Origin of the sequence: Herbiconiux sp. 11R-BC, assembly GCF_049472555.1 — a bacterium.
In the GTDB taxonomy this organism is placed as follows: domain Bacteria; phylum Actinomycetota; class Actinomycetes; order Actinomycetales; family Microbacteriaceae; genus Herbiconiux.
In genome coordinates this window covers 177214-198015 of the sequence record NZ_JBCEBO010000002.1, presented here as the reverse complement: position 1 = coordinate 198015, position 20802 = coordinate 177214, and the positions used below count along the sequence as shown (strand labels likewise).

Annotated in this window: 19 protein-coding genes; 8 read left to right on the top strand and 11 right to left on the bottom strand. The window is 69.3% G+C overall.

All coding sequences use genetic code 11. The features are described 5' to 3' along the window. Positions 1-69: 69 nt before the first annotated feature. Genes VD659_RS06060 through VD659_RS06035 form a run of 6 tightly spaced genes read right to left on the bottom strand, consistent with a single transcriptional unit; the run spans position 70 to position 6103 of the window. On the bottom strand, positions 70-870 hold the full coding sequence (locus VD659_RS06060; protein ID WP_423260233.1) for a hypothetical protein: 801 nt from the start codon (positions 868-870) through the stop codon (positions 70-72). After that, positions 867-1919, bottom strand: a complete 1053-nt coding sequence (locus tag VD659_RS06055; RefSeq protein ID WP_423260232.1) for a Gfo/Idh/MocA family protein — start codon at positions 1917-1919, stop codon at positions 867-869. The genes VD659_RS06060 and VD659_RS06055 overlap by 4 nt, the downstream gene beginning before the upstream one ends. Then, a complete protein-coding gene (locus VD659_RS06050) occupies positions 1916-2812 on the bottom strand; it encodes a sugar phosphate isomerase/epimerase family protein (protein WP_423260231.1) in 897 nt (298 codons plus the stop codon). The genes VD659_RS06055 and VD659_RS06050 overlap by 4 nt, the downstream gene beginning before the upstream one ends. A gap of 8 nt (positions 2813-2820) precedes the next feature. After that, complete coding sequence (locus tag VD659_RS06045) at positions 2821-3978, bottom strand: GDSL-type esterase/lipase family protein (RefSeq protein WP_423260230.1); 1158 nt, start codon at positions 3976-3978, stop codon at positions 2821-2823. Next, positions 3978-4811: an amidohydrolase family protein gene (locus tag VD659_RS06040; protein WP_423260229.1), complete on the bottom strand. Its 834-nt coding sequence runs from the start codon at positions 4809-4811 to the stop codon at positions 3978-3980. The genes VD659_RS06045 and VD659_RS06040 overlap by 1 nt, the downstream gene beginning before the upstream one ends. Next, complete coding sequence (locus VD659_RS06035; RefSeq protein ID WP_423260228.1) at positions 4808-6103, bottom strand: enolase C-terminal domain-like protein; 1296 nt, start codon at positions 6101-6103, stop codon at positions 4808-4810. Before VD659_RS06035 ends, VD659_RS06040 begins: the two co-directional genes overlap by 4 nt. Positions 6104-6271: 168 nt before the next feature. On the opposite strand from VD659_RS06035, the gene VD659_RS06030 reads away from it, so the two are divergent. From VD659_RS06030 to VD659_RS06020, 3 genes are all read left to right on the top strand, one after another. Next, positions 6272-8662 (top strand): hypothetical protein, encoded by a 2391-nt coding sequence (locus VD659_RS06030; RefSeq protein ID WP_423260227.1) that lies wholly within the window; start codon positions 6272-6274, stop codon positions 8660-8662. 758 nt (positions 8663-9420) lie between these two features. Then, positions 9421-9777: an NYN domain-containing protein gene (locus tag VD659_RS06025; protein WP_423260226.1), complete on the top strand. Its 357-nt coding sequence runs from the start codon at positions 9421-9423 to the stop codon at positions 9775-9777. Positions 9778-10003: 226 nt separating this feature from the next. Next, positions 10004-10324, top strand: coding sequence for a transcriptional regulator (locus tag VD659_RS06020; protein ID WP_423260225.1), 321 nt, complete (start codon positions 10004-10006; stop codon positions 10322-10324). Positions 10325-10491: 167 nt separating this feature from the next. On the opposite strand, the gene VD659_RS06015 is transcribed toward VD659_RS06020, so the two are convergent. Beyond that, positions 10492-10995 (bottom strand): hypothetical protein, encoded by a 504-nt coding sequence (locus tag VD659_RS06015; protein WP_423260224.1) that lies wholly within the window; start codon positions 10993-10995, stop codon positions 10492-10494. A gap of 53 nt (positions 10996-11048) precedes the next feature. Here VD659_RS06015 and VD659_RS06010 point away from each other — a divergent pair, with 53 nt between their 5' ends. From VD659_RS06010 to VD659_RS05995, 4 genes are all read left to right on the top strand, one after another. After that, positions 11049-11327: a hypothetical protein gene (locus VD659_RS06010; protein WP_423260223.1), complete on the top strand. Its 279-nt coding sequence runs from the start codon at positions 11049-11051 to the stop codon at positions 11325-11327. Positions 11328-11572: 245 nt separating this feature from the next. After that, the gene (locus tag VD659_RS06005; protein WP_423260222.1) at positions 11573-12823 is read left to right on the top strand and encodes a sugar ABC transporter substrate-binding protein; all 1251 of its coding nucleotides are present in this window, start codon (positions 11573-11575) and stop codon (positions 12821-12823) included. Positions 12824-12941: 118 nt separating this feature from the next. Beyond that, positions 12942-13694 carry an SDR family NAD(P)-dependent oxidoreductase gene (locus VD659_RS06000; protein ID WP_423260221.1) on the top strand — a complete coding sequence of 251 codons (753 nt, stop codon included), beginning with the start codon at positions 12942-12944 and terminating at the stop codon, positions 13692-13694. A gap of 11 nt (positions 13695-13705) precedes the next feature. Next, a complete protein-coding gene (locus VD659_RS05995) occupies positions 13706-14431 on the top strand; it encodes an SDR family NAD(P)-dependent oxidoreductase (RefSeq protein ID WP_423260220.1) in 726 nt (241 codons plus the stop codon). A 479-nt stretch (positions 14432-14910) separates the two neighbouring features. On the opposite strand, the gene VD659_RS05990 is transcribed toward VD659_RS05995, so the two are convergent. The 4 genes from VD659_RS05990 to VD659_RS05975 are packed head-to-tail and all read right to left on the bottom strand — an operon-like array spanning position 14911 to position 19514. Then, the gene (locus tag VD659_RS05990) at positions 14911-16989 is read right to left on the bottom strand and encodes a beta-galactosidase (protein WP_423260219.1); all 2079 of its coding nucleotides are present in this window, start codon (positions 16987-16989) and stop codon (positions 14911-14913) included. A 1-nt stretch (position 16990) separates the two neighbouring features. After that, positions 16991-17857, bottom strand: a complete 867-nt coding sequence (locus tag VD659_RS05985) for a fumarylacetoacetate hydrolase family protein (RefSeq protein WP_423260218.1) — start codon at positions 17855-17857, stop codon at positions 16991-16993. Then, positions 17857-18459 carry a GDSL-type esterase/lipase family protein gene (locus VD659_RS05980; protein ID WP_423260217.1) on the bottom strand — a complete coding sequence of 201 codons (603 nt, stop codon included), beginning with the start codon at positions 18457-18459 and terminating at the stop codon, positions 17857-17859. Before VD659_RS05980 ends, VD659_RS05985 begins: the two co-directional genes overlap by 1 nt. An 8-nt stretch (positions 18460-18467) precedes the next feature. Further along, positions 18468-19514 (bottom strand): zinc-dependent alcohol dehydrogenase, encoded by a 1047-nt coding sequence (locus VD659_RS05975; protein ID WP_423260216.1) that lies wholly within the window; start codon positions 19512-19514, stop codon positions 18468-18470. A 158-nt stretch (positions 19515-19672) separates the two neighbouring features. On the opposite strand from VD659_RS05975, the gene VD659_RS05970 reads away from it, so the two are divergent. Further along, positions 19673-20800, top strand: a complete 1128-nt coding sequence (locus VD659_RS05970; RefSeq protein WP_423260215.1) for a mandelate racemase/muconate lactonizing enzyme family protein — start codon at positions 19673-19675, stop codon at positions 20798-20800. Positions 20801-20802: the final 2 nt, after the last annotated feature.

Below are 20802 nucleotides of genomic sequence, written 5' to 3'. Positions count from 1 at the left end.
AGGCGGTGGCGCGGCCCCGCCCAGCCAGGGGTGAGCAGCGAGCGGTGAGTGGCAGTCTCGGCGCTCGTGTCAGGAGGGGTCGGCGCGGGCCAGCGCGGCGGTCGCCGCGGCGAACTGCTCGAGGTGGCCGGGGTCGGCGCCCGAGACGAGGGCGTCGCTCAGCGTCAGCCACGCGGCGCGGTGCGCCGTCTGCCAGGTGGTGGGCACCTCGAGGGCGGCGCTCGCCGAGGTGAGCACGGCCCGTCCCGGGCGGGCCGTCGTGCTGTCGGGCAGCTCGATGCGGATCGTCTCGTCGGGCGCCACGAGCAGGAGGTCGAGAGAGCCGTCGGCGGTGTCGCTGCGCGCGGCGCTCAGCACGACCCTCGCGCCCGTCGTCGATCGGCCCACGCCGAGGATCGATGACGCCGTCTCCGCGACGATCGCGAGCGAAGCGACCTCGATGCCTAGGCTCTGCACGGCCCGGAGTTCGGCGAAGAGCACCGCGCGGAGATCGCGGCCCGTGCGGGGCTCGAGCGTGCGGGCGTCGACCAGGCGGGTGCGGGCGAGCGGGGCGGCGAACTGCTCCACCGCCGAATGCAGGGCCGGAGAGGATGCCCAGGTCTCAGCCAGCACGACGGTGCAGGCCGGGGGATCGGCCACCAGTGCGGCAGCATCCGTCGCGGGCAGCGGATCGGTCACGACCACCCCGCGCGCCCCGGCGGCGCCGGCAGCCCGAACGCGGTCGACCCAGCCCTCGGATCCCGCGACCACCACCACCTCGGCATTGCGGCCGGCATCCGTATAAGAAAGGGGAAGGCTGGCGAGCGTCGCGGCGGCCACGGCGGCACGCTGCCGGTCTGCCGATTCGACGAGCACGGTCCACGCGGTCATCGGGTTTCCTCCTGCCGGGCGGTCTCGGAGGCGGCCGACGCGACCTCCAAGACGAAGTCCAGATCGTCGATCAGGGCGTCGACGGGAGTCGCCACGGCCGATCCGCCCGACGCGATCGCGTGCAGGGCAAGCCACTCCCCCTCGTAGCCGTTGTGCGGGAAGGGCCCGAAGCGCACCGTGCGCGCATCCGTGGTGATGGTCGCGGTGGCCGAGCCCGCGTGCACGTACGACGGCGGGAACTCGAGGAGCAGACGGGCCTCGTCGCTCACCACCTCGAGCTCCCAGGTGGGGCGCCACTGCTCGGTGAGCACCCCGATGGCGTGCACCAGCCGGCCGTGCGCGGTGAATCCGATCTCGTAGCCCCACGGCGACAGGGCACTCGCCGACACCACCTCGATGTCGTCGACCGCCGGAAGCAGGCGCCGGATGAGGGGGAGGTCGTGAACGGCGAGGCCCAGCACGCCGCCGAACACCATCTGCGCCCGCACCGCCGGGTCGTCGAGATCGGGGAGCCCGGAGGCCGGTCGTGGAGTCAGAACCTCCGTGGCCGAGGTCTCGAAGCGCGCGTTCGGCGGAAGCACCACCCGCGAACGGATGGTGTGGGCCTCGTGCCCGAGCGCCTCCCACTCCGCGATCGCGGCGAGCCAGGCCGGGTCGACCGTGTGCATCGCGCCCACGATGACGGGCACCCCGGTCTCGCGGCTGGCCGCGGCGATCAGTTCGGCCTGCTCGCGGTCGGTGGCGAACGGCTTCTCGCACAGCACGGCCCGCTTTCCGGCCCGCATCGCGGCGATGACCTGCGGGCCGTGGAAGGCGCTGGGGCTGCAGATCGCGACGACCTCCACGCGCTCGTCGGCCAGCAGCTCGTCGATCGAGCTGGAGGGGCTTGCGCCGGCCCGGCCGGCCACCGCGGCCGCGACATCCGGGTTCACGTCCATGATGTTGCGCACCACGAACAGCTCGCTCAGCCGGGCGAGGGTCGGGAGGTGGATGGCCTGCACCACCGGCCCGGCGCCGACGATGCCGACTCCGTAGGGTTCTCGTGTCATCGGGCGTCCTCCGCGAAGTAGGGCAGGGCGAGCAGGTTCTGGCGCGAGAGCAGGGCACTGTCGAAGGGGGTGCCGTGCTTCGGCAGATCGACCTCCACGACGTACCAGCCGTCGAAGTCCTCGGGCAACGCGTCGAGCACCCCGGCGAGGTCGAGTGCGCCGGCGCCGGGCTCCGCCCAGATGCGGTCGGTGCGCGTGGCGTCGAAGTAGTTCGTGCCCTCGGTGAGCACGCGGGCGGCTGCCGCGGTGTCGAGGTCTTTGAGGTGGATGGCGGCGACGCGGTCGCGGTAGTCGGCGACGAGTTGCACGGGGTCCATCCCCGCGAAGGCGAGGTGGCCGGTGTCGGGCCCGAACATCAGCGCGCCGCCCTGCGTGCGCGCGAGCACTGCCCGCACCTCGGCCTCGATCTCGATCCACGAGCCGACATGCGGATGCAGCGCCGCTGTCACGCCCTCGGCTCGCGCTGCCTGGGCGGCGAGCTCCAGCCCGTCGGCCATGATCGCGATCCTCTCGCCCGACAGCTCCACCCCGATCGCGGGGCGTGCCCGGCGCGCCTCGCACATGTGCTGGGCGATGAACATGGTGTCGACGCCCAGCTCGGCCGTCGCCGCGGCGTGCCTCCGCGCGCCCTCGACGGTGTCGTCGCGGGCATCCCGCTGGTCGAAGAACCCGCCGTAGTAGCCGGGTGCCGGCCGGAGGTCGTGCGACGCGAGGAGCTCTCCGTACTCGCGGGCCGTCATCCCCGGCGGCACGTCGGCGTGCACCGCGGTGTAGCCGGCCCGGGCGATGTCGGCGAAGCTCGCGTGCAGGCGCTCGGGCGAGAGGTCGAGTCCGCTGCCTTCGAGGAGGAAGGACAGCGGGTTGATGGCCAGGCGTTCTCGTCGTCGTGTCACGGGGCTGCTCACTCTCCGGTGTTCGTGTTCCGCGGCGCCCAGGCGGCGTCGCGCGCGATCTCGACGAAGCGCCGGCCCATCAGGGCGTACCCCTCGGCGTCGGGGTGGAGCCGGTCGTGCAGGTGATGCGCATCCTCGGGGCCGAGCAGCCGCCGCCCGTCGAGGTAGTACAGGGCGGGGTCGGCGCGCTCGGCGACGATGCGCTCGAGCGCCGGCCGCACGTACGAGAGGGTGAGCACGCCCGGGCGGTCGCCGGCGTCGGGTGTTCCGGTGAGGTGGCCGTCGGGCCCGATCACGGTGGGCCCCGGCGTGGTCTCGTGCATCGGCAGCGTCACCGGCGAGATGACGACGAGCGGCGTGTCGGGCTGCCCCTCGCGGATGGTGTCGAGGAACCCGTGCACCGCCGGGGAGAAGGTGCGCGTGCGCAGGGCGTCGGCGTTGACGGGGTTGGTGCCGATCTTGAGGGTGATCAGCTCGCTCGGGCGGTCGCGGATCACCCGGGCGACGAAGGGATCGATCATCGCCTGCCCCCCGAAGCCGAGGTTCGTGAGGTCCCAGTCGAGGGCGAGAGCGGCGAGACCGGTCCAGGTGCGGGTGGGGCCGTCGGCCTCGGCGGAGTGGCTGATCGAGCTGCCGTAGTGGGTCCAGCGCGGGCGTCCCCTCTCCGGGGCGGCGCGCAGCGGGGCGTCGGCGCGCACGGAGCGGATCTCCGTGGCACTCACCTGCGGCAGCCAGATCTCGACCACGCGGGGCTGAGCGGTGGCTCCGCCGAGGGAGAGCTCGGCGACGGAGACCGTTCCTTCGACGCGCTCGAGGCGGCCGGTGGGGAGCTGATGCAGGATCGGGCCGTTGAGGAACGTCTTGCGATCGGTCTCCCGCCCGTCGACCACCGCCACCAGAACGGCGGGGCGTGCGTCGTCGGGCACGTCGGCGGGATAGCTCCGCGTCAGCAGTGCCTCGATCTCGATCACGCTCGCCATGGTCGTCAGCTCGAGACGCACGCCGGCCGTCTGGGCCGCCATGCGCTCGATCGACGCATCCCCTCCGCGCTGCCGGATGCTGTGCGGAAGGCGGATGGGCGACAGCCCGGCATCGGTCTCGTCGACGAACTCCGTGCCCCGAACGGCGGCGCGGATGTCGTCGCGCGACATCTCGAAGGGATGCATCAGCTACTCCAGGAATAAAGGGAGAGGATCGTGCCGCCGAAGACCCGCTCGAGCTCCGACTCGTCGAGGAACGCGAGGGCGTCGGCGGCGAAGGCGATCGTGTCGGCATAGCTGTGGTGCTGCGTCGAGACCGGCCAGTCCGAGCCCCAGGCCAGCCGCTCGGCGCCGAAGGCCCGCGCCACGCGTTCGAGGCGGGCGCGCACATCCGGGTACGGCGGAGTCGTCGTCGAGACGTACCGGAATCCCGACACCTTGACGGCGACATTCGGATGCGCGGCCAGCGCGATCAGAGCGTCCACCTCGTCGTCGGTGGTCGCCAGGCCCTGGTGGTGCAGCAGGAGGGGGAGGTCGGGATGCTGCTGCGCGAGTCCGCCGATCGCCGCGTGCCAGGCGGGCGGCGCATGCACGCTCGCGAGCAGCCCGAGGCTCTCCGCCGTGCTGAAGAACTCAGCACCGTCGGCGGTGTCGAACCAGCCGTCGTCGGCGTCACCGAGGTAGTGCGTGAAGCCCCGGGCGCCGGTGCGCGCGATCTCGTCGGCGAGACGCGGGGCGGCCCCCGGCCGGTGATAGCTCGCCGACCAGCGCGAATCGACGTCGGCGAACATCCCGAGGGCCGCGGGATGCTCGCGCACCGCTTCAGCGACGTCGTCGTTGTTGCGCGGGTTCTCGGTGCGCGCATCCTCGCCGCCGATGGCGGCCGCGACGACGAGCGCCCGGCTCACCCCGTTCGCCGCCATCTCGTCGAGGAGCGCGTCGGGCGTAGCCCCGGCGGCCGGCGGTTCCGACGAGTAGGGCCAGCGGCGCCAGAGGTGGCAGTGCGCGTCGACGATCACCGCAGGCCCACCGATGCCGAGTCGATGCCCACGCCGGGGCCCGTCGACGCCCGCGGCTTCTGCGCCGGGCCGCCGAGGCCGATCAGCACCTCGGTCAAGGTGCCGCTACCGGTGCCGCTACCGCTACCGCTACCGATGTCGGTGCCGCTGCTGCCGGTGCTGTCGTCGCGGCTCCCGGTGCTGGTGTCGCTGCCGGCGGCGCCGTTTCCGACGCTGTCGCCGTCACCGCTGTTGCCGCCGCGGTCGCGGTCGACGTCGCCGCTGCGGCTGGCACCGCGGCCGCTGTCGCCGGCGCTGTCACCGCTGCCGTCGAGCGACGAGAGCAGGGCCACCGCCCACGGGTGCATCGCGGCACCGTGCGGCGCGAACGTCACCCCACGCTCCGCCGCGAGCTCCGCCACCGCGCGGGCCGTCCCCAGGCCGCCGCACCACGTGACGTCGACCTGGATGACGTCGGCGCAGTCCGCCTGCAGGAACCGCTCCGCCTCCACCAGGCCGAACAGATGCTCGCCGCCCGCGACGGCGACGGGCTGCCGGCGCCGGAGTTCCGCGTAGCCCGCGAGATCGTCGGGCAGCAGGGGCTCCTCGATCCAGCCGAGCCGGTGATCGCTCGCGTCGCGCAAGAAGGCGGTGGCGTAGTCGAGATCCCACGACATGAAGCAGTCGACGGAGAGTGGGATGCCCTCGGGCACCCGCGCCCGCGTCTCGTCGAGTCGCGCGAGGTTCGCGAGGAGACCTTCCCGGCCGTCGGCAGGGCCGTAGGCCATGGGCACCTTGACGGTCGCACTCGCCGCGAGGAGATCCGCGTCGACCTCGTCGAGCAGCTGCGGCTCGGGACAGGTGAGATAGTGACGCAGCGGCCGATCGCTTCCGCCGAGCAGGTGGGCCAGGGAGACGCCGGCCGCGCGCGCGGCGAGATCCCACAGCGCGAGCTCGACCGCCGAGAGCGCCATCGAGGAGATGCCGCCGGCGGCGTAGGGGAGGGCGGCCCGGTGCAGCTGGTCGACCCGGGTCTCGAGGTCGAGGGCATCCCGGCCGAGCAGCATCCCGCGGAAGTGCCCCTCGATCAGCGCGGCCGTGACCACGCCGCCCCGGCTCTGCCCCACGCCGAAGACGGCGGGGTCGTCGGTCTCGATCAGCAGCCAGACCAGGTCGCTGCCCGGCCCACGCCAGCTGCTGCGGCGTTCGGCGAACTCCGGGTAGCGCGAGAGCGGTGTCGACACGCGGCTCTCGTCGAGCCAGGTGCCGGCCGAGAAAGGCGCCACGACGACGGTGACGTTGCGGATCTGCACAGGTTCCTCGGTTCCGACTTCTTCGTGGGGCTGCACGGCGATGCTAGCCTAAAGCCGCCGTAAAGTTCAATATGTCAGACGTGGGTGCAGCATGCTGGATCTTTGTTCTGCAGATCGGGAGTTCGAATGAGTCACCGCAGCCTCAAGCGAGTCGGGTTGGAAACGTCGTTGAAGCCGTTCCCATCCTGGACCGACGACGACCTCGAGGCCACCGCCGCCACGATGTTCGACCAGTGGCGCGACCTCGTCGGAGCGGCCGAGTCCGCAGCCGTGTTGCTCTGGATCGCCGACGGCAGCGAGATCCTGCAGTGGGATCTCGACCTCGACCGCGAGGTCACCTGGGCGAGCTCGGTCGGCTTCTCGAACACCGAGTACGACCCCTACCCGCACGCGGTCACGCCCGACAACACCGCCCAGCCCTTCCGGGCGGATGTGCCGACACTGACCTATCGCGACATCCGGCGTCTGGTGGCGGCGATCCGCCGGGTGGGCGAGCGGTCGCTCGGGGTGCCCGTGACGGTGGGCGCGACCTTCGACCCGGGGCCCGAGTTCGCGACCTCGCGTTTCAAGTACGAGGAGCATCCGGAGATCGTGGCCGGCGACGACGAGCAGCGCCTCGGCAAGCTGATCAGGATGATCCGCGCAAACTCCGTGCTGCACGCCGACGAGCGCGCGTTCGCCGGCTACCCCGACGGCATTCCCGACGGCACGCCGTTCGGCGAGTTCCTCGGCCGGCAGGCGGCGTCGTACCTCGCGGAGATGGGCTTCGACTACCTCTGGCTCTCGAACGGCTTCGGCTTCAGCGCCTACTCGTGGACGCCGCTGGGCGAGACCTACAACGGCGACGAGTTCCTCGCCGACCGGGTGGCGGGCGTCTCGGCGACCCTGTTGGAGTTCTGGCGCGGCTTCCTGCGCGAGTGCCCGTTCCCGATCGAGGTGCGGGGCACGAACTTCTCGACCGGCATCGACCTGGGTGGCGACGCCGTGCCCACGCGCGAGATCTACGCGGCCGGGGCGTTCCGCAACCCGCCGCCGAACTCGCCCTGGGGGCCGTTGAACGAGGACTTCGGCATCGAGATGTCGGGCTATCTCTCTCGCATCGCCGAGGTGCCCTCCGACGGGTTCCTCTTCCGTTTCTACGTGAACGACCCGTGGTTCTGGCAGAACCCGTGGTGGGACTTCTACAACCGCGAACCGTTCGACATCTACCTGCCGATGAGTGTCTCGCGGCTCGACGACCGCGGTGCCGTGCGCACGGCATCCGATGTGCAGTTCCTCTCGATCGACACCGAGCGCGGCGGACTCGACCCGCGTGCGGGCCGAGAGGTGAGCGGGCACGTTCTGCGTGCCCTGGAGTCGGCGCCGGATGAGGCGGGGCCGGTGGTGTGGGTCTACCCCTTCGACGAGTACGCCGACGACGCCGTCGCCGACCCGGAGTCGGTGCGGCATCCGTATTTCGAGGACTGGTACCTCACGGCCGCGATCAACGCCGGCACGCCGGTGAACACGGTGGCGTCGACGCGGTCGCTCTCGGCTGCAGTGGCGGTCGGTTCGCTCGACGGCCGGGTTCTCGTCGTGCCGACGAGGGCGCTGCGCGGCACGGTGCTCGAGCTGCTGGAGACCCTGACGGCGCGCGGCGCGAGTGTGCTCGCGTACGGACCGGCCGATCGCGCCGACGACCGCGGCCGCCGCCTGCTCGGCCTGACCCTCGCCGCCGGGATCGAGGGCGACCTCGAGCTCGAGACGGCTCTCGACGCCGACACGATTGCCTCTGCGCGGGTACGCCGTGTTGTGCGGCACTCGTCGACCCTGTCTGGGGGAGCCATCCGCGAGATCGCGGCACCGGATGCGACGGTGCTGGCCTCAGTGCGCTCGGGTTCAGAGGTGCGGGCCTACGCCACCCGGCAGGGCCCGTGGGCGTGGGTGCGAGGCTCCTCGACCTTCGATCGCGCGCCGATGGACGACCACGGCTTCCGCCACTCGCGCCCCCTCGACCCGCGCGAGTTCGAGGAGGCGGGGGCCGTGCTCGGCCGCGTGCTCGGCGAGCTAGGCGTGTCGTGCCGCTTCACCCGCCGCGATCCGTCCTCGCGTGTGGCCGTGCAGTCGCTGCACCGCAACGGCAACGCCATCTGGCTGAACGGCTACCTGGCCGACACGACCACCCGCGCGCGTTACCGTCTCCCGCTCGGCGCCCCCGTGTTCACCGGCCTCGAAGGCTGGTACGCCGACGGCCACACCGAGTACTCCTTCGGCAAGACTTTGCACGCCGAGGCTCGCGTCTTCGTGCAGCAGCACGATGCCGCCACGCTCACCTGCCGCGAGCTCTCGCCCTACCCCTACTCGATGACCCGCACCCTGAAGGCGACCGGCTTCACGGATGCGCGCGTCACGGTCACCGTCCCCCGAGACGCGGCGCGCATCATCCTCGTCCGCGACGACCAGGCGGCCCTCAACCTGATCGGTGACGTCGTCGCCTCCCGTGACGTCACCGCCGAGGTCGTCGACGGCCGCCTCGCCCTCGAGCACGTCACCGGCTCGATCATCGTGAGCTGGTCCTAAGGCACCTGGCCTCCCGGCGGTGTCGCCTACCTCGGGCGACGCGGACTCAGGGGCTTTACCCAAGGGGTAGCTGTACTTTTTGTGCGAGCGGCCGCTCGCCATCCGGTCCACGGCCTCAGACCAGGGCGCGGCACAAGACGACCAGTTTCGCGGCGTGAAGCGCGTCACTTTCTGGAGGCATTCTCATCATGCCCTCGACTCCGATTGGTATATGATTGAGGCTAACGAGCCCTTGCCGTTGACCGCCCAACCGATTGTGGGCAGGCCGATGACAGGGGCCTTTTTCGTACCAGGCAGTCGCGAATGGCAGCTGGACGCCAGCGCAACGGTAGTTTGACGCCAGTCACGGGCCACGCGGATTCCACACCTGTTCCGGTCCGGGCGGAACAGGTGACGGCCATCCTCGTCGACGGTGGCTTCTACCGGCGACGGGCGGCGCGCCTATTCGGCCATATGGAGCCGGAGCAGAGGGCAGACGAACTGCTCGAATATTGCCGACGGCACACCCGAAAAGCGAAGTCACGTCTGTATCGCATCTTTTACTACGACTGCCCACCTTCTGAAAAGGTGGTTTTTCATCCGCTTTCGCGAACGAGTATCAACCTCGCGAAGACCGCGGACCACGACTGGATGGTGGAATTCCATAAGGCCTGGTCAAAAGGAGGAAAGTTGCACTCCGTCGCGGCGAGCTGCTCGAGACGCAATCTGGGTACCAACTCAAGCATGACAAGCTCAAGAAGCTCCTTGCAGGTTCGATTGTGATTAGCGACCTGGCTGAGTCGGACTTCACACTCGACATCACGCAGAAGGGCGTCGACATGCGCTTGGGCCTCGACATCGCGACCTTGGCTGCAAATGGGCAGGTGAACCAGATCATCATGATTGCCGGCGACAGCGACTTTGTGCCGGCGGCGAAGCATGCGCGTCGTGCTGGCATTGACTTCGTGCTGGACCCCATGTGGGCACAGATCTCTGAGTCGGTGCATGAGCACATCGATGGCCTTTGGGAGTGCGTGCGCCGCGAGCCGCGGAATCTGGACGACCCGCTGCATGTGAACAACCTGTCAGACCCCGGGGCCGCGTCGCCAAGCGAGGACGAGCAACTCGATCTCTGAGTCTCACCAAAGACCTCAGCACTCCCAACAGCTCGGAGCGGAGCTGCGTGCGCGCCGCGAAGCCCAATACCGGGCCAGGCCCAGGAGAACCCGGCGGTGCGGATCCGGGCGCTCCACCACAGCGCGACTCACCCCACGCTGCTCGCAAATCGGCCGATGACCGATCTCGTTCCCGGGTATCACGTGCGCTCGGTACGATCGCTGTTCAGCGAGCGAGTGAGTGGCGATGGTCGATACGAAGCGGGTTCTGTTGCAGGACATTAAGCCGTATGCCGTTCCGTCGAGCCTCGACGACCTCCACGGCCCCGCCGAGGGTGTGCTGCATCTTCCCCGGAACGTTTACTGGGGGCCAACGTCGACCGTGGATCTGAGCGCGCAAGGCGGGATATCCAAGGCTTATCAGGCGGTGCTCCGCGAGGGCCGTGAGATCGACCTGGTTATGCTGTTGAACCGCGAGGTTCTTCTGCGATCCTGGGCGGGGCTGATGCTCCCCGATCGGGTCCGTGAACTGTGGGACACCCGGTTCCCTGAGCTCGCGGCCGCGTAGCGTGCGCGACGACGAACAGCTCCAACCCGACCTCACCCGGATCGCGTTGAGTGCCATTCATTCGCCCTCGCGGGCTCCGGTGCGATCCGAACAGCTGCGACGGTTCTCGGGTGTCGTTCCCTCTGCCCACGAATGGCCTTGTGCGGAATCCGCGAGCAGACGTGATTTCAGAGCAAGCGGGCGGGTCCCACGTTGCGATCGATCCGAAGATACGGACCGTACTTGTCGAAGAGGTAGGCGACTTGATCGTCTGTCGGGTGATCCATGCCGATGTCCTCCACGCCGTCGACGCCTACGCCGAACGTTTGCAGTTCGATGCCCTGCAAACGAAGCGATTGGATCCCGGCCATGATGGTGCGATCGACGATGCTCGCCGCTTCAAGAGATTGATAGGCGGGCTCGAACTTCACCTTTTCCGCAGGGAGCCCCGACATCTCCAGCAGGGCGGTCTCGGTGTCGTTCGTTGCGTCCGCGAGGTAGATCACCAGAATGTCTTTCGACTCCTGAGTGCCGGTAGCGATACCTGCGAAGTCGGCAGGGTATTGCGCGGGTGCGACGTCGCGAATGCGAAGGAGAGCCGCAGTAACCTCGCCCGACAGTTCGCCGGGAGCGTCGCCGACCCACGGCGTGGGTAGCGGTTCCGGCAGCGTGGCTACCGCGGAACTTGGCACCTGTGTCGGCGTTGCGCTACCTGCTGGCGGCTCCGTGACCGCGCATCCGGCCAATGCCAGGAGCAGGCAAGCCCCGACAAACAAGTGAAAACAACGAAGATTCATATCGCCACACCTTATGGGTCGAGGACGAGGTTCCACATCGACATCCATCGGCGACGCTCGAGATGATCCCGAACCCGTACATTGGTGTGTTCGCCCTCGCCGGCTCCGGTGCGATCCGTGAACACGGGCTGGTCGACCGACTCACGCACGACGTCGACCTGTTCACGAACAGCTGCGACATGGAGTCTTTCAGCACCGCCATCGACGGCCACGCCGAACGTTTGTAGTTCGATGCCCTGCAAACAGGAGCACGTCACGGGCTCGATCATCGTGACCTGGTCCGAGCTGAGAGATTCAGTGGGGGTGCGGTCCGCACTGCCATAACTGTTCGTTAATGCTTTACGAAACCGATATATATCGACGATTGTAAAGTCTGGCTTAATGCGTAATGCTGTGAGGCATCCAGGGGCAGCAATTCCCCTCGGCCCTCGATCACTCGGTCGGGGCGGGTCTGCAATCACAAGGATGTGACATGAAACCAACCCTCAAAGTCGTGCTCGCTGGCACAGCGACTCTCAGCCTTTTCGCTCTCGCCGGCTGTTCGGCCGGCGGCGGAACCGATGCCGGCGGATCCGCCACCACTGCCGTCAGCGCGCTGCCCGATTCGGTCGACCTGAAAGGAGAGACCGTCGCCTCGTTGTTCACCAGCCTGAAGGACGACTACTACAGCAACTGGGACATCGGTGCGAAGCGGGCGGTCGAGGCATTCAACGGCACTTACGTCGCTCTGACCAACGAGGGTGACCCCGCGACGGAGATCTCGCAGTTCCAGCAGCAGGTCGACGCGGGCGTGAAGATCATCTTCGTCACCGCTCCCGACCCGGCGAACGTGCCCGCGATGGCGCAGATCGCCGAAGACAACGACGTGTGCTTCGTGAACACCTGGGAGCAGCCGGAATGGACCTCCCCGTTCGATTCGGGCGATGCTTATGTGAGCTATCTCACCCCCGACTCCGAGCTCGGCGCCTACACGGTGTCGAAGGCGCTGTTCGAGAAGATGGGCGGAAAGGGTAACGTGGTGCACCTCACCGGTCACCCGGGCGCGACCCCGGACACCCTCCGCACCCAGGGCTTCGAGCGGGCTCTCGCAGAGTACCCCAACGTCACCCTCGTGGCCGAGGAGCCGGGTGAGTGGAACCGCGACGACGCGCGCACCGCCATGGCCGGCATCATCTCGCGAGAGGGCGCCGACGGCATCGATGGTGTCTTCGGGCAGAACGATGACGTCGCGATCGGTGCGCTGAACGCGCTGAACGAACAAGGCGTCACCGACGTGCCGATCGCCGGCATGAACGGAACCGGCGGTGCGGTGGAGCTGATCCAGAACGGCCAGTTGTTCGCCACCTTCGCGGGCCTTCCGCAGTGGCAGGCGGGCTTCAGCTTCGTGCAGGCGCTCGACTACTGCAGGGGCGGCAAGGTCGCCCCGCTCAATCGTCAACTCTGGACCGACGGATTGCTCGTCACCCCCGACAACGCCGACGACTACGTCAAGACCTACGTCGGTGACAGCGATCCCTACGATTGGGTGAAGATGAGCCGCGTGGCCCACCCGGATGACTGGGACCCGCAGAACGGCGTGCGCGTTCTCGATATGCAGACGATGTGGAGCTTCGCACCGCAGCCCGCCGGTTTCACGTATCCCGCGCCCTACGAGGCCGCTCTTCCCGATGTCGACGCGACGAACAAGGAATGGGCCGATCACTGGAAGCTGATGACGCGCTGACGCGCTCACCTACCCTCAACACCTGAACACCCGGAGTGGCGGGCCGACGAACAGTCGCCCCGCCGCTCGCCGGCCTGACGTACGCCAGGCCGATTGTCACTGGCAAAGGAGCCGTCTGATGTGTGAACTGACCGGAAAAGTCGCCGTGGTCACGGGCGGTGCGCGCGGAATCGGCGCCGCGACAGCGAAGCGGCTGCTGGATGCGGGGGCCACCGTGGTGATCGCCGATAAGCGCCTCGAGGCGGCCGAGGAGACCGCGGACGGCCTCGGCGACAATGCGCTCGCGCGACACGTCGTCGTGGAAGACAGCGCCTCGGTCCGTGCGCTCGTGGAATCGGTCGCCGTCGACCTCGGTTCGCTCGATATCTGGGTGAACAACGCCGGCATCGTCGAAAACGCCCTCGCGCTCGACATGGCCGACGAGGTCTGGAACGAGACCATCGAGGTAGACCTCACCGGCACGTTCTACGGAGCGCGCGAGGCAGGCCGGTACATGTGTGCGAACGGCGGAGGCGCCGTGGTGAACATCTCGTCGATCGCCGCCTACCGCGCGACGCGTCCTGAACATCACGTGGCCTACGACGTCGCCAAGATCGGCGTCGCGCACATGGCCAAGGTGCTCGCGTCGGAGTGGGCGAGCTCGGGGGTGCGCATCAACGCGGTCGCTCCCGGCTACACGAACACCGACATCCTGAAGGAGGTCGGCAGCTCGAATCCCGAGATCATGAGCGCCTGGCTCGCGCAGGTTCCGCAGCGGCGGCTGCTCGAACCGGACGAGATCGCGAAGGTCATCCTGTTTCTGGTGTCGGACGCGTCGAGCGCCATCACCGGGCAGGTCATCCACGCGGATGCGGGCTTCACGGCATGGTGAGCGGAGGCGGGGTGGGCGGCCGGCTCGAGGGCAAGGTCGCGATCGTCACGGGTGCCGGCAAAGGAATCGGACGCGCAACTGCGGAACTCTTCGCCGAGGCAGGGGCCATAGTCGTGGCGGCTGACATCGAGCAGGCGAGCTATGACTCGCCACTGATCACTCCCGTTCACCTCGATGTGACCGAGGAGGCGTCGTGGCGCTCTGTCGTCGACGGCGTGCTCGCCGAGCGTGGGCGGGTCGACATCCTTGTGAACAACGCGGGCGGGGTGGGTTCGTACGAGCCGATCGACACGATCCCGCTCGAAGCCTGGCATCGCATAATCGACCTCAACCTGAATGGCTCGTTCTACGGCATCCGCACGGTGATTCCAGCGATGCGTGCGGCGGGCCGTGGTTCGATCGTCAATGTGTCGTCGATCTGGGGCATCGCGGGCGCGGCCGGTGTGGCTGCGTACACTGCGAGCAAGGGCGCGGTTCGGTTGATGAGCAAGAACGCGGCTTTGTCGTACGTGGGTGACGGCATTCGGGTGAACTCGTTACATCCAGGCATCATCGAGACCCCGATGATCGCGGCGCAGGATGCGGATGTGACGGCGGGCATCGTGGCGTCGACGCCCATGGGCAGGCTGGGTAAGCCACGTGAGGTGGCGTTCGGGGCCCTGTTCTTGGCGAGTGACGAATCGAGCTTCGTCACGGGCGCGGAACTCGTGATCGACGGCGGGTACACGACGCAATAGGGCGGGACCTGCTGCTTCAGTCGGGAGGTGCGCGGGTGGCGCCGTCAGCGGGTTGGAGATCGGCAGGAGTTCCGGTCTGATCTGGCCGATGTCGGCGTCCAGGATTCGCGTCGGTCCCACCGACAAAGCGCCGGTAGGGGGAGCCCACCGGCGCTTTTCGGACAGCGCTGCGCGGTCGTGACGCGGTGGTGAGCCACCGCGAATTCGGTGTCATGCCGATGCGGGAACCCTTGACGAGGCGGCATCCAGTTGCGCGAGCCACATTCGGTTGGGCCTGCAGCCACCCACACGGGCCGCGAACGCGGTCTCGTAGGACTTCCGGGTGACGAGGTTGTAGTGCGGCTGGAGCGCGATTGGCAGGAGGAAACCGTGGCTTTCGTCGTGGTCGTGGCGGGACCAGTAGATCTGTGAAGCCTGAACATGGGTGATGGGCCCGCGGTGATGCGGGGCTGGTGCAGGCATGGGCGCAGTTCGCGGCCCTAGCGCCAGCGCACGACCGCGACGCCCCAGGTCGAGAGGCCGACGACGAGGCGTTGCCGCGCGACGATGGCTCGGCCATCCGTGAGTTCTTCGATCTCGGTGACCTCGCCGAGGTCGGGGATGTCGACGAAGAGCTCGCTGTGTGGGGCGCCGATGAGGAAGAGGACCGACCAGTCGCCGCTCGTGCCGCGGCGCCACTGCACGGTGGTGCCGTCGGTGCCGCGGACGCGTGCCGAGGTCGTGACTCCCGCGCGGCTTGCCAGGTGGCTGGCGAAGTCGAGCACCTCCGACGAGGGCGTGAGGCTGTGCGCGAGGCCGGGGAAGCTGCCGATCGAGATCACCGAGCCGGCGCCCAGCGAGCGCTCCACGGCGACCGGGTGGCCGTCGTCGGTGCCGAGCACACGCGCATCCGCCGGGTCGTAGTGCTCGAGCCAGCTCGCGGCGGGGAGCTGGAACCTAGCGCCGTCGAGCTCCAGCGAGAGGGTTCCGGATGCGGGCAGCTCGCGCCGACCGAGCGAGCGCAGGCCGAGGGTGCTCGCGCCGCGCGACCCGGGTGGGTCGTAGAAGGCCTCCGAGTCGAACGCGGTGAGGTCGGCCTCGGTGAGTAGCAGCCCGCCCTGCTCCACCCAGGCGGCGACGGCCGCCAGCGCAGCCGGGGGAACGCTCAGCGGCCAGGGGAGCACGAGGAGCTTGAGGTCCGAAAGGCGGTCGAGGTGGTCGGGGTCGAGCACCTCGTAAGGCAGCTGCAGTTCCTCGAAAGCCCGCATCCAGCCGAGCACGCTCTCGCGCGCCTGACGCCCCTCGTTGGCGTCCTGCGCCCACTCGAGGTAGTAGGTGTCGGGGAGGAACATCACCCCCACCTGGGCGGCCTCCGGGCGGTACGCGTCGAGGAAGTCGCCGTGCTCGGCGAGGATGCCGGCCGTGCGCGCCATCGCCTCCGCCCGCGCAGAAGCGTGTCCGTCGTCGCCGGCGAACCCGAAGCCGCCCGACTCGCGCCCGAGCACCTCGTCGCGCCACTGCCACACGATCGTGCCCTTGGCGCCGCGACCCATCCCGTTCCACAGCCAGCGCTGCTGCTCGTCGGCCCGCACGGCGGGCAGCACGTGGTGGCCGAGCCGGCCACCTCCGCCCTGCAGCTCGGCCAGCCAGAACGGACGCTCGCCGGCGGCACTGCGGGTGGCCTCGATGCGCAGACCGAGGTCGAGCATCGACATGCCCTGCAGGTGCGGGAAGCTCGAGCATCCGTATCCGTCGAGCTCGGCGGCGAGCGCGAAGTCGTTGCCCCGCGACAGCGGCTGCTCGAACAGGCTGCCGGCCGAGTTCACAGACGGCTCACCGCAGTGGGCGGAGATCGGATGCGCAGGGTCGGCGGCGCGGATCGTGTCGCGCCGGAAGCGCAGATGCTCGGCGGCACGCTCCGTGAGGAAGCGCTGGAACGCCACGAGATCGGTATAAGGCAGTCCCGGCTTGCGGCCGGGCTGCACGTCGTCCCACGTCGCGAACCGCCGCCGCCACGCGCGCGCCACCCCGTCGAGGTCGCCGTACCGCGACGCAAGCCACGAGTGGAACGCCCGGATGCTCGCCGGGCTGTAGTCGAGGTATCCGTCGCCCTCCATCGCCCAGCGGTTCTCGTTCCAGCAGTCCCACGCCACCAGCGCGGGGTGCGAGGCGAAGTGCCGCGCGGCCGCGTCGAGGAAGTCGCGCATGTGCCCCAGCACCCGCGGGTCGTCGATCGAGCCGCCGGGCGTGACCCCGGCCTGCGCCTCGACTCGGGTGGTCGAGGGCGTGACCCGGCCCAGATGGTCGACCATCGCGGCATCCGGATACCGGCGCAGCAGCCAGACGGGCTGCATCTCGGCGATCGTGCTGATCACCACACGCAGACCACGAGCGTGCGCGAGATCCAGGATGCGGTCGTAGTCGCCCCACTCGAACTCGCCCGGCGTCGCCTCCACCCAGCCCCAGATCAGCCAGAGCTGCACAGTGCCGAACCCGGCCCGGGCGATGTCGGCGATGTCCTGCTCCCACAACGCGGGGTCGGGCGACGGCGGGCGGTAGTACTGAACCCCGAGCAGCATGTCAGACGAACTCCTGCCGGATCGAGCCGAGGCCGTCGATCTCGGTGACGAGGATGAGCCCCGGCGTGAGGAACTCTTCCGGCGTGCGGCCCTGGCCGACCCCGGCGGGCGTTCCGGTGAAGATGAGATCGCCCGGCTGGAGCTCGACGATGGCCGAGAGCTGCTCGATGATCGACGGGATCGTGAAGATCAGGTCCCGGGTGCGGCCGTCCTGCAGCACGCGCTCCCGTCCGGAAGCATCGATGCTGCGGCAGCTCACCCGCAGGTCGTCGCGGTCGTGCCCAGCCGAGATCTCGGCCACGCTCACCACCGCGGGCCCCATCGGCGCATACCCCTCGAACGACTTGCCAAGGCTGAACTGCGCCGACGCGCCCCACCACTGCACGTCGCGGTCGCTGATGTCCTGCCCGATCGTGAGGCCGGCGATGCGGTCCCACGCCTCCGCGGCCGGGATGTCGCGCCCGCCCGCCCCGATCACGACCACGAGCTCGGCCTCCCAGTCGACCCGTTCGCCCGACAGCCGCACCACGGCGTCGGGGCCGGTGAGGCTCGAGGCGAACTTCGTGAAGACGAGCGGATGCTCCGGCAGAGCCAGCCCAGACTCTTCCGCGTGCTCGGCGTAATTGAGCCCGACGGCCAGGATCTGACCGGGCCGCGGCACCGGCGGCCCGAGCGTGGTTCGGTCGATCTCGGTCGCACGCGGGTGCCGGTCGACGTCGATCCCCTCGCCCCACTCGCACAGCTCTCCCCACGAGGCGTACACCGACTGCGGGTCGGCCGGGAAGCGGCCGGCGCTCGCCGTGGCGATGTCGAGCGCGCGGATGTCGCCCAGCAGCACCGCGCGGCCGTTCAGGTTCGCGACGCGCATCAGATCGTCACCGACTCGAACCACGTGCGCGCCAGCAGCTCGCGACCGGCGTCGGTCGGATGCACGCCGTCCCAGAGGAGCCCGGCCGGATCACGCTCGTAACCCGCCCGGGTGAACGCTACGTCGGCCTCGACGAGCTGAGCGTCGAACTCGCGCGCGAGAGCGCGCACGACCTCGATCTTGGGGTCGAGGTCTTCGCGCCAGGTCGTCTGCTCGGGGCGGATGGCGAGCAGGAACGGCTCGATCAGAACGAGGCGCGCCCCGGCATCCGTCGCCCGCGTCACCAGGTCGCGGTAGGAGGCCTCGAACGCCTCGGTCGAGGTCGCCTCGCCGCCGTCGTAGCGGCGCCAGGTGTCGTTGATGCCCACGTGGATCGACACCACGTCGGGGTCGTGCGCGAGGCCGTCGCGGTCGAAGCGGGCCACCAGATCGACCGCGCGGTTGCCGCCGATGCCGGTGTTGACCACGCGGTCGTCGAAGCCGGCCTCGGCGCGACGGCGTGCGACGCGGGCCACATAGCCGACCCCGAGGTCGTACGGGTCATCGATCCGTCGTCCGTCCTCCGTGATGCTGTCTCCGATGAAGACCAGATTCTGTGCCACTCGCATCCTCACTTCGCGTATTCGGCGGTCTTGGTGAAGGCCACGAGCACCTTGCCCGGGATGTCGTCGCCGTTGGCCAGGTCGGTGAACGCCTCGTCGGCGCTCTCGGGTTCGATCACTCTGCTGATCAGTGCTGCGGCTGAGAGCGGGTTGTCGGCCACCAGCGCTGCGGCGTCAGCGAAGTCTCGCGCGGAGTAGGTGAAGCTGCCCACCAGCGTGCGCTCGGCCGTGCTGATCTGGAAGGCGTCGAGGCGCACCTGCGGCTCACCCATGCCGACCAGGCAGACCGTGCCGCCGAGCACCGTGCAGGCGAGGGCGTCGGCGAGCGAGTGCGTGCTGCCCACGGCGTCGATGACGACGTCGACGGGGCCGCCGTGACGGCCGAGAGCGCCGGCGAGGTCGCCGGCCGACGGATCGATCACGGGAACGCCCATGCCCTCGAGCAGGCTGCGGCGGCCGGCGCTGATCTCGCTGACGGAGATCTCCGCGACGCCGAGCGCCTGCAGCACCAGCACCACCGACTGCCCGATCGGGCCGCCGCCGATGACCAGCACGCGCTCCCGGCCGGTCACTCCGGCGCGGCGGATGGCGTGCAGCGCGACCGCGGTCGGCTCGACGAGTGCGCCGTGCTCCACGGGCATGCCGTCGGCAAGGCGCAGCACGTTGACCGCGGGCACCACGACGTAGTCGGCGAAGGAGGCGTAGCGCGCCGGGTCGACGCCGATCACCGACTTGCGGGGCGAGTGCTGCTCGCGGTCGATGAACTCCACCCGGTCTGCGAGGGGCAGCACGACGGGGTTGAAGGTCACCGCGTCTCCGATCGCGAGCCCGAGCGGAGCATCCCCTTCTCCGAAGGCCTCGATCGTTCCGGAGCTCTCGTGGCCCATCACCTGGCCGATCGCGCGGCGCCCGTTGTGCCCGGTGTAGCCGTGGATGTCGGAGCCGCAGATGCCCGTGAACGCCACCCGGATCAGCACCTCGCCGAGGGCGACCTCCGGGATGGGGCGATCGGCCAGGGCCATGCGCCCGAATTCCTCCAGGACCAGTGTTCGCACGGTCGATTTCCTCTCGTCTCGCATCGTCGCATCGGAGTCGCCCGACGTCGGTCGAGGCTTTGCCACCTTATCAATAAGTTCACCAGAGTGATAGTCAGTTCGAAATAGAGAACTTTTGCCTAGATTCTCTCTCACTTCCCCGGCTATAGTTCGAAATCATGATTGACGGCTCACAGTCGAGAACCGCAGGCGTGCAGATCGCCCGCACCGAGATCTTTCCCATCAACCTGCCGGCCACGCCCGAGCAGGTCGCGGCCGGCTACTACCACCGCTACTGCGTGGTGCGCATGACCACGACCGAGGGCGTGCGCGGCCACAGCTTCGCGGGGCCCATCGACCGCACGGTCTGGCCGGCGGTCGTCGCCGCCACCGAAGGGTCGTCGCTCACCGACATCGACGGGATGCTGCGCCGCGGCCTGAATCGCGGAGCCGGCGCCGAGCACGCGGCCTGGGACGCCCTGGGCAAGACGCTCGGCGAACCCGTGCACGCCCTGCTGGGCGGCGCGCGGATGCCGGAGCTGAAGGGCTACGTCACCCTCGTGTGGCCCGGCGACCCCTCGCAGTCCCACGTCAGCCACGCCGAGACCGTCGACGCCGTGCTGGCCTACCAGGCGGCGGGATTCGAAGGGGTGAAGATCCGCTGCTGGCGGGAACCGGGCGAGAACGCGCGACTGTGCGAGGCGATCCTGGCCGCGACCGGCCCGGAGTTCACCCTGATGGTCGATCGCACCGCCCATGTCTCCGGGTCGACCTGGAGCTACGAGCAGGCGGTCGCGGAGGCGCGCGAACTGCAGGATGTCGGCGTGCGCTGGCTCGAAGAACCGCTCGACCGCTACGACCTGAGCGGCCAGACCCGCCTCGCCGACGAGATCGACATGCAGATCGTCGGTGGAGAGGGCTACACGACCCCCGCGGAGTTCGCCGCGGCGCTCGTGGCGCGCAGTTTCGACGTGATCCAGCCGGATGCGTCGATCGCCAACGGCATCCTGCCCACCGTGCGGGTGGCGGCCATGGCCGAGGCGCTCGGCGTGCCGGTGTGCCTGCACGGCACGGGCGGACTGCGGCTGCCGGGCTGGCTCCAGGCCGCCGCGCTCATCGGGCCGGAGTGGCAGGAGCTCGCGATCATCCCGCCGACGCTGCATCCGGATGAGGCGTGGAGCCTGAACGAGAGCGTGCTCCGCAGTGCGCCGTGGAGCATCGACCGCGGGCGCATCAGCGTGCCGACGGGGCCGGGGCTCGGCATCGACGTCGACGACGACGCGCTCGACCGTTACCGGATCGGCTAGCC

Excerpts from the sequence above, each read along its gene's own strand:
- VD659_RS06060 (WP_423260233.1), bottom strand. The coding sequence starts at position 870 with ATGACCGCGTGGACCGTGCTCGTCGAATCGGCAGACCGGCAGCGTGCC.
- VD659_RS06055 (WP_423260232.1), bottom strand. The coding sequence starts at position 1,919 with ATGACACGAGAACCCTACGGAGTCGGCATCGTCGGCGCCGGGCCGGTG.
- VD659_RS06045 (WP_423260230.1), bottom strand. The coding sequence starts at position 3,978 with ATGCATCCCTTCGAGATGTCGCGCGACGACATCCGCGCCGCCGTTCGG.
- VD659_RS06020 (WP_423260225.1), top strand. The coding sequence starts at position 10,004 with ATGGTCGATACGAAGCGGGTTCTGTTGCAGGACATTAAGCCGTATGCC.
- VD659_RS06010 (WP_423260223.1), top strand. The coding sequence starts at position 11,049 with ATGCCAGGAGCAGGCAAGCCCCGACAAACAAGTGAAAACAACGAAGAT.
- VD659_RS06005 (WP_423260222.1), top strand. The coding sequence starts at position 11,573 with ATGAAACCAACCCTCAAAGTCGTGCTCGCTGGCACAGCGACTCTCAGC.
- VD659_RS06000 (WP_423260221.1), top strand. The coding sequence starts at position 12,942 with ATGTGTGAACTGACCGGAAAAGTCGCCGTGGTCACGGGCGGTGCGCGC.
- VD659_RS05990 (WP_423260219.1), bottom strand. The coding sequence starts at position 16,989 with ATGCTGCTCGGGGTTCAGTACTACCGCCCGCCGTCGCCCGACCCCGCG.
- VD659_RS05985 (WP_423260218.1), bottom strand. The coding sequence starts at position 17,857 with ATGCGCGTCGCGAACCTGAACGGCCGCGCGGTGCTGCTGGGCGACATC.
- VD659_RS05970 (WP_423260215.1), top strand. The coding sequence starts at position 19,673 with ATGATTGACGGCTCACAGTCGAGAACCGCAGGCGTGCAGATCGCCCGC.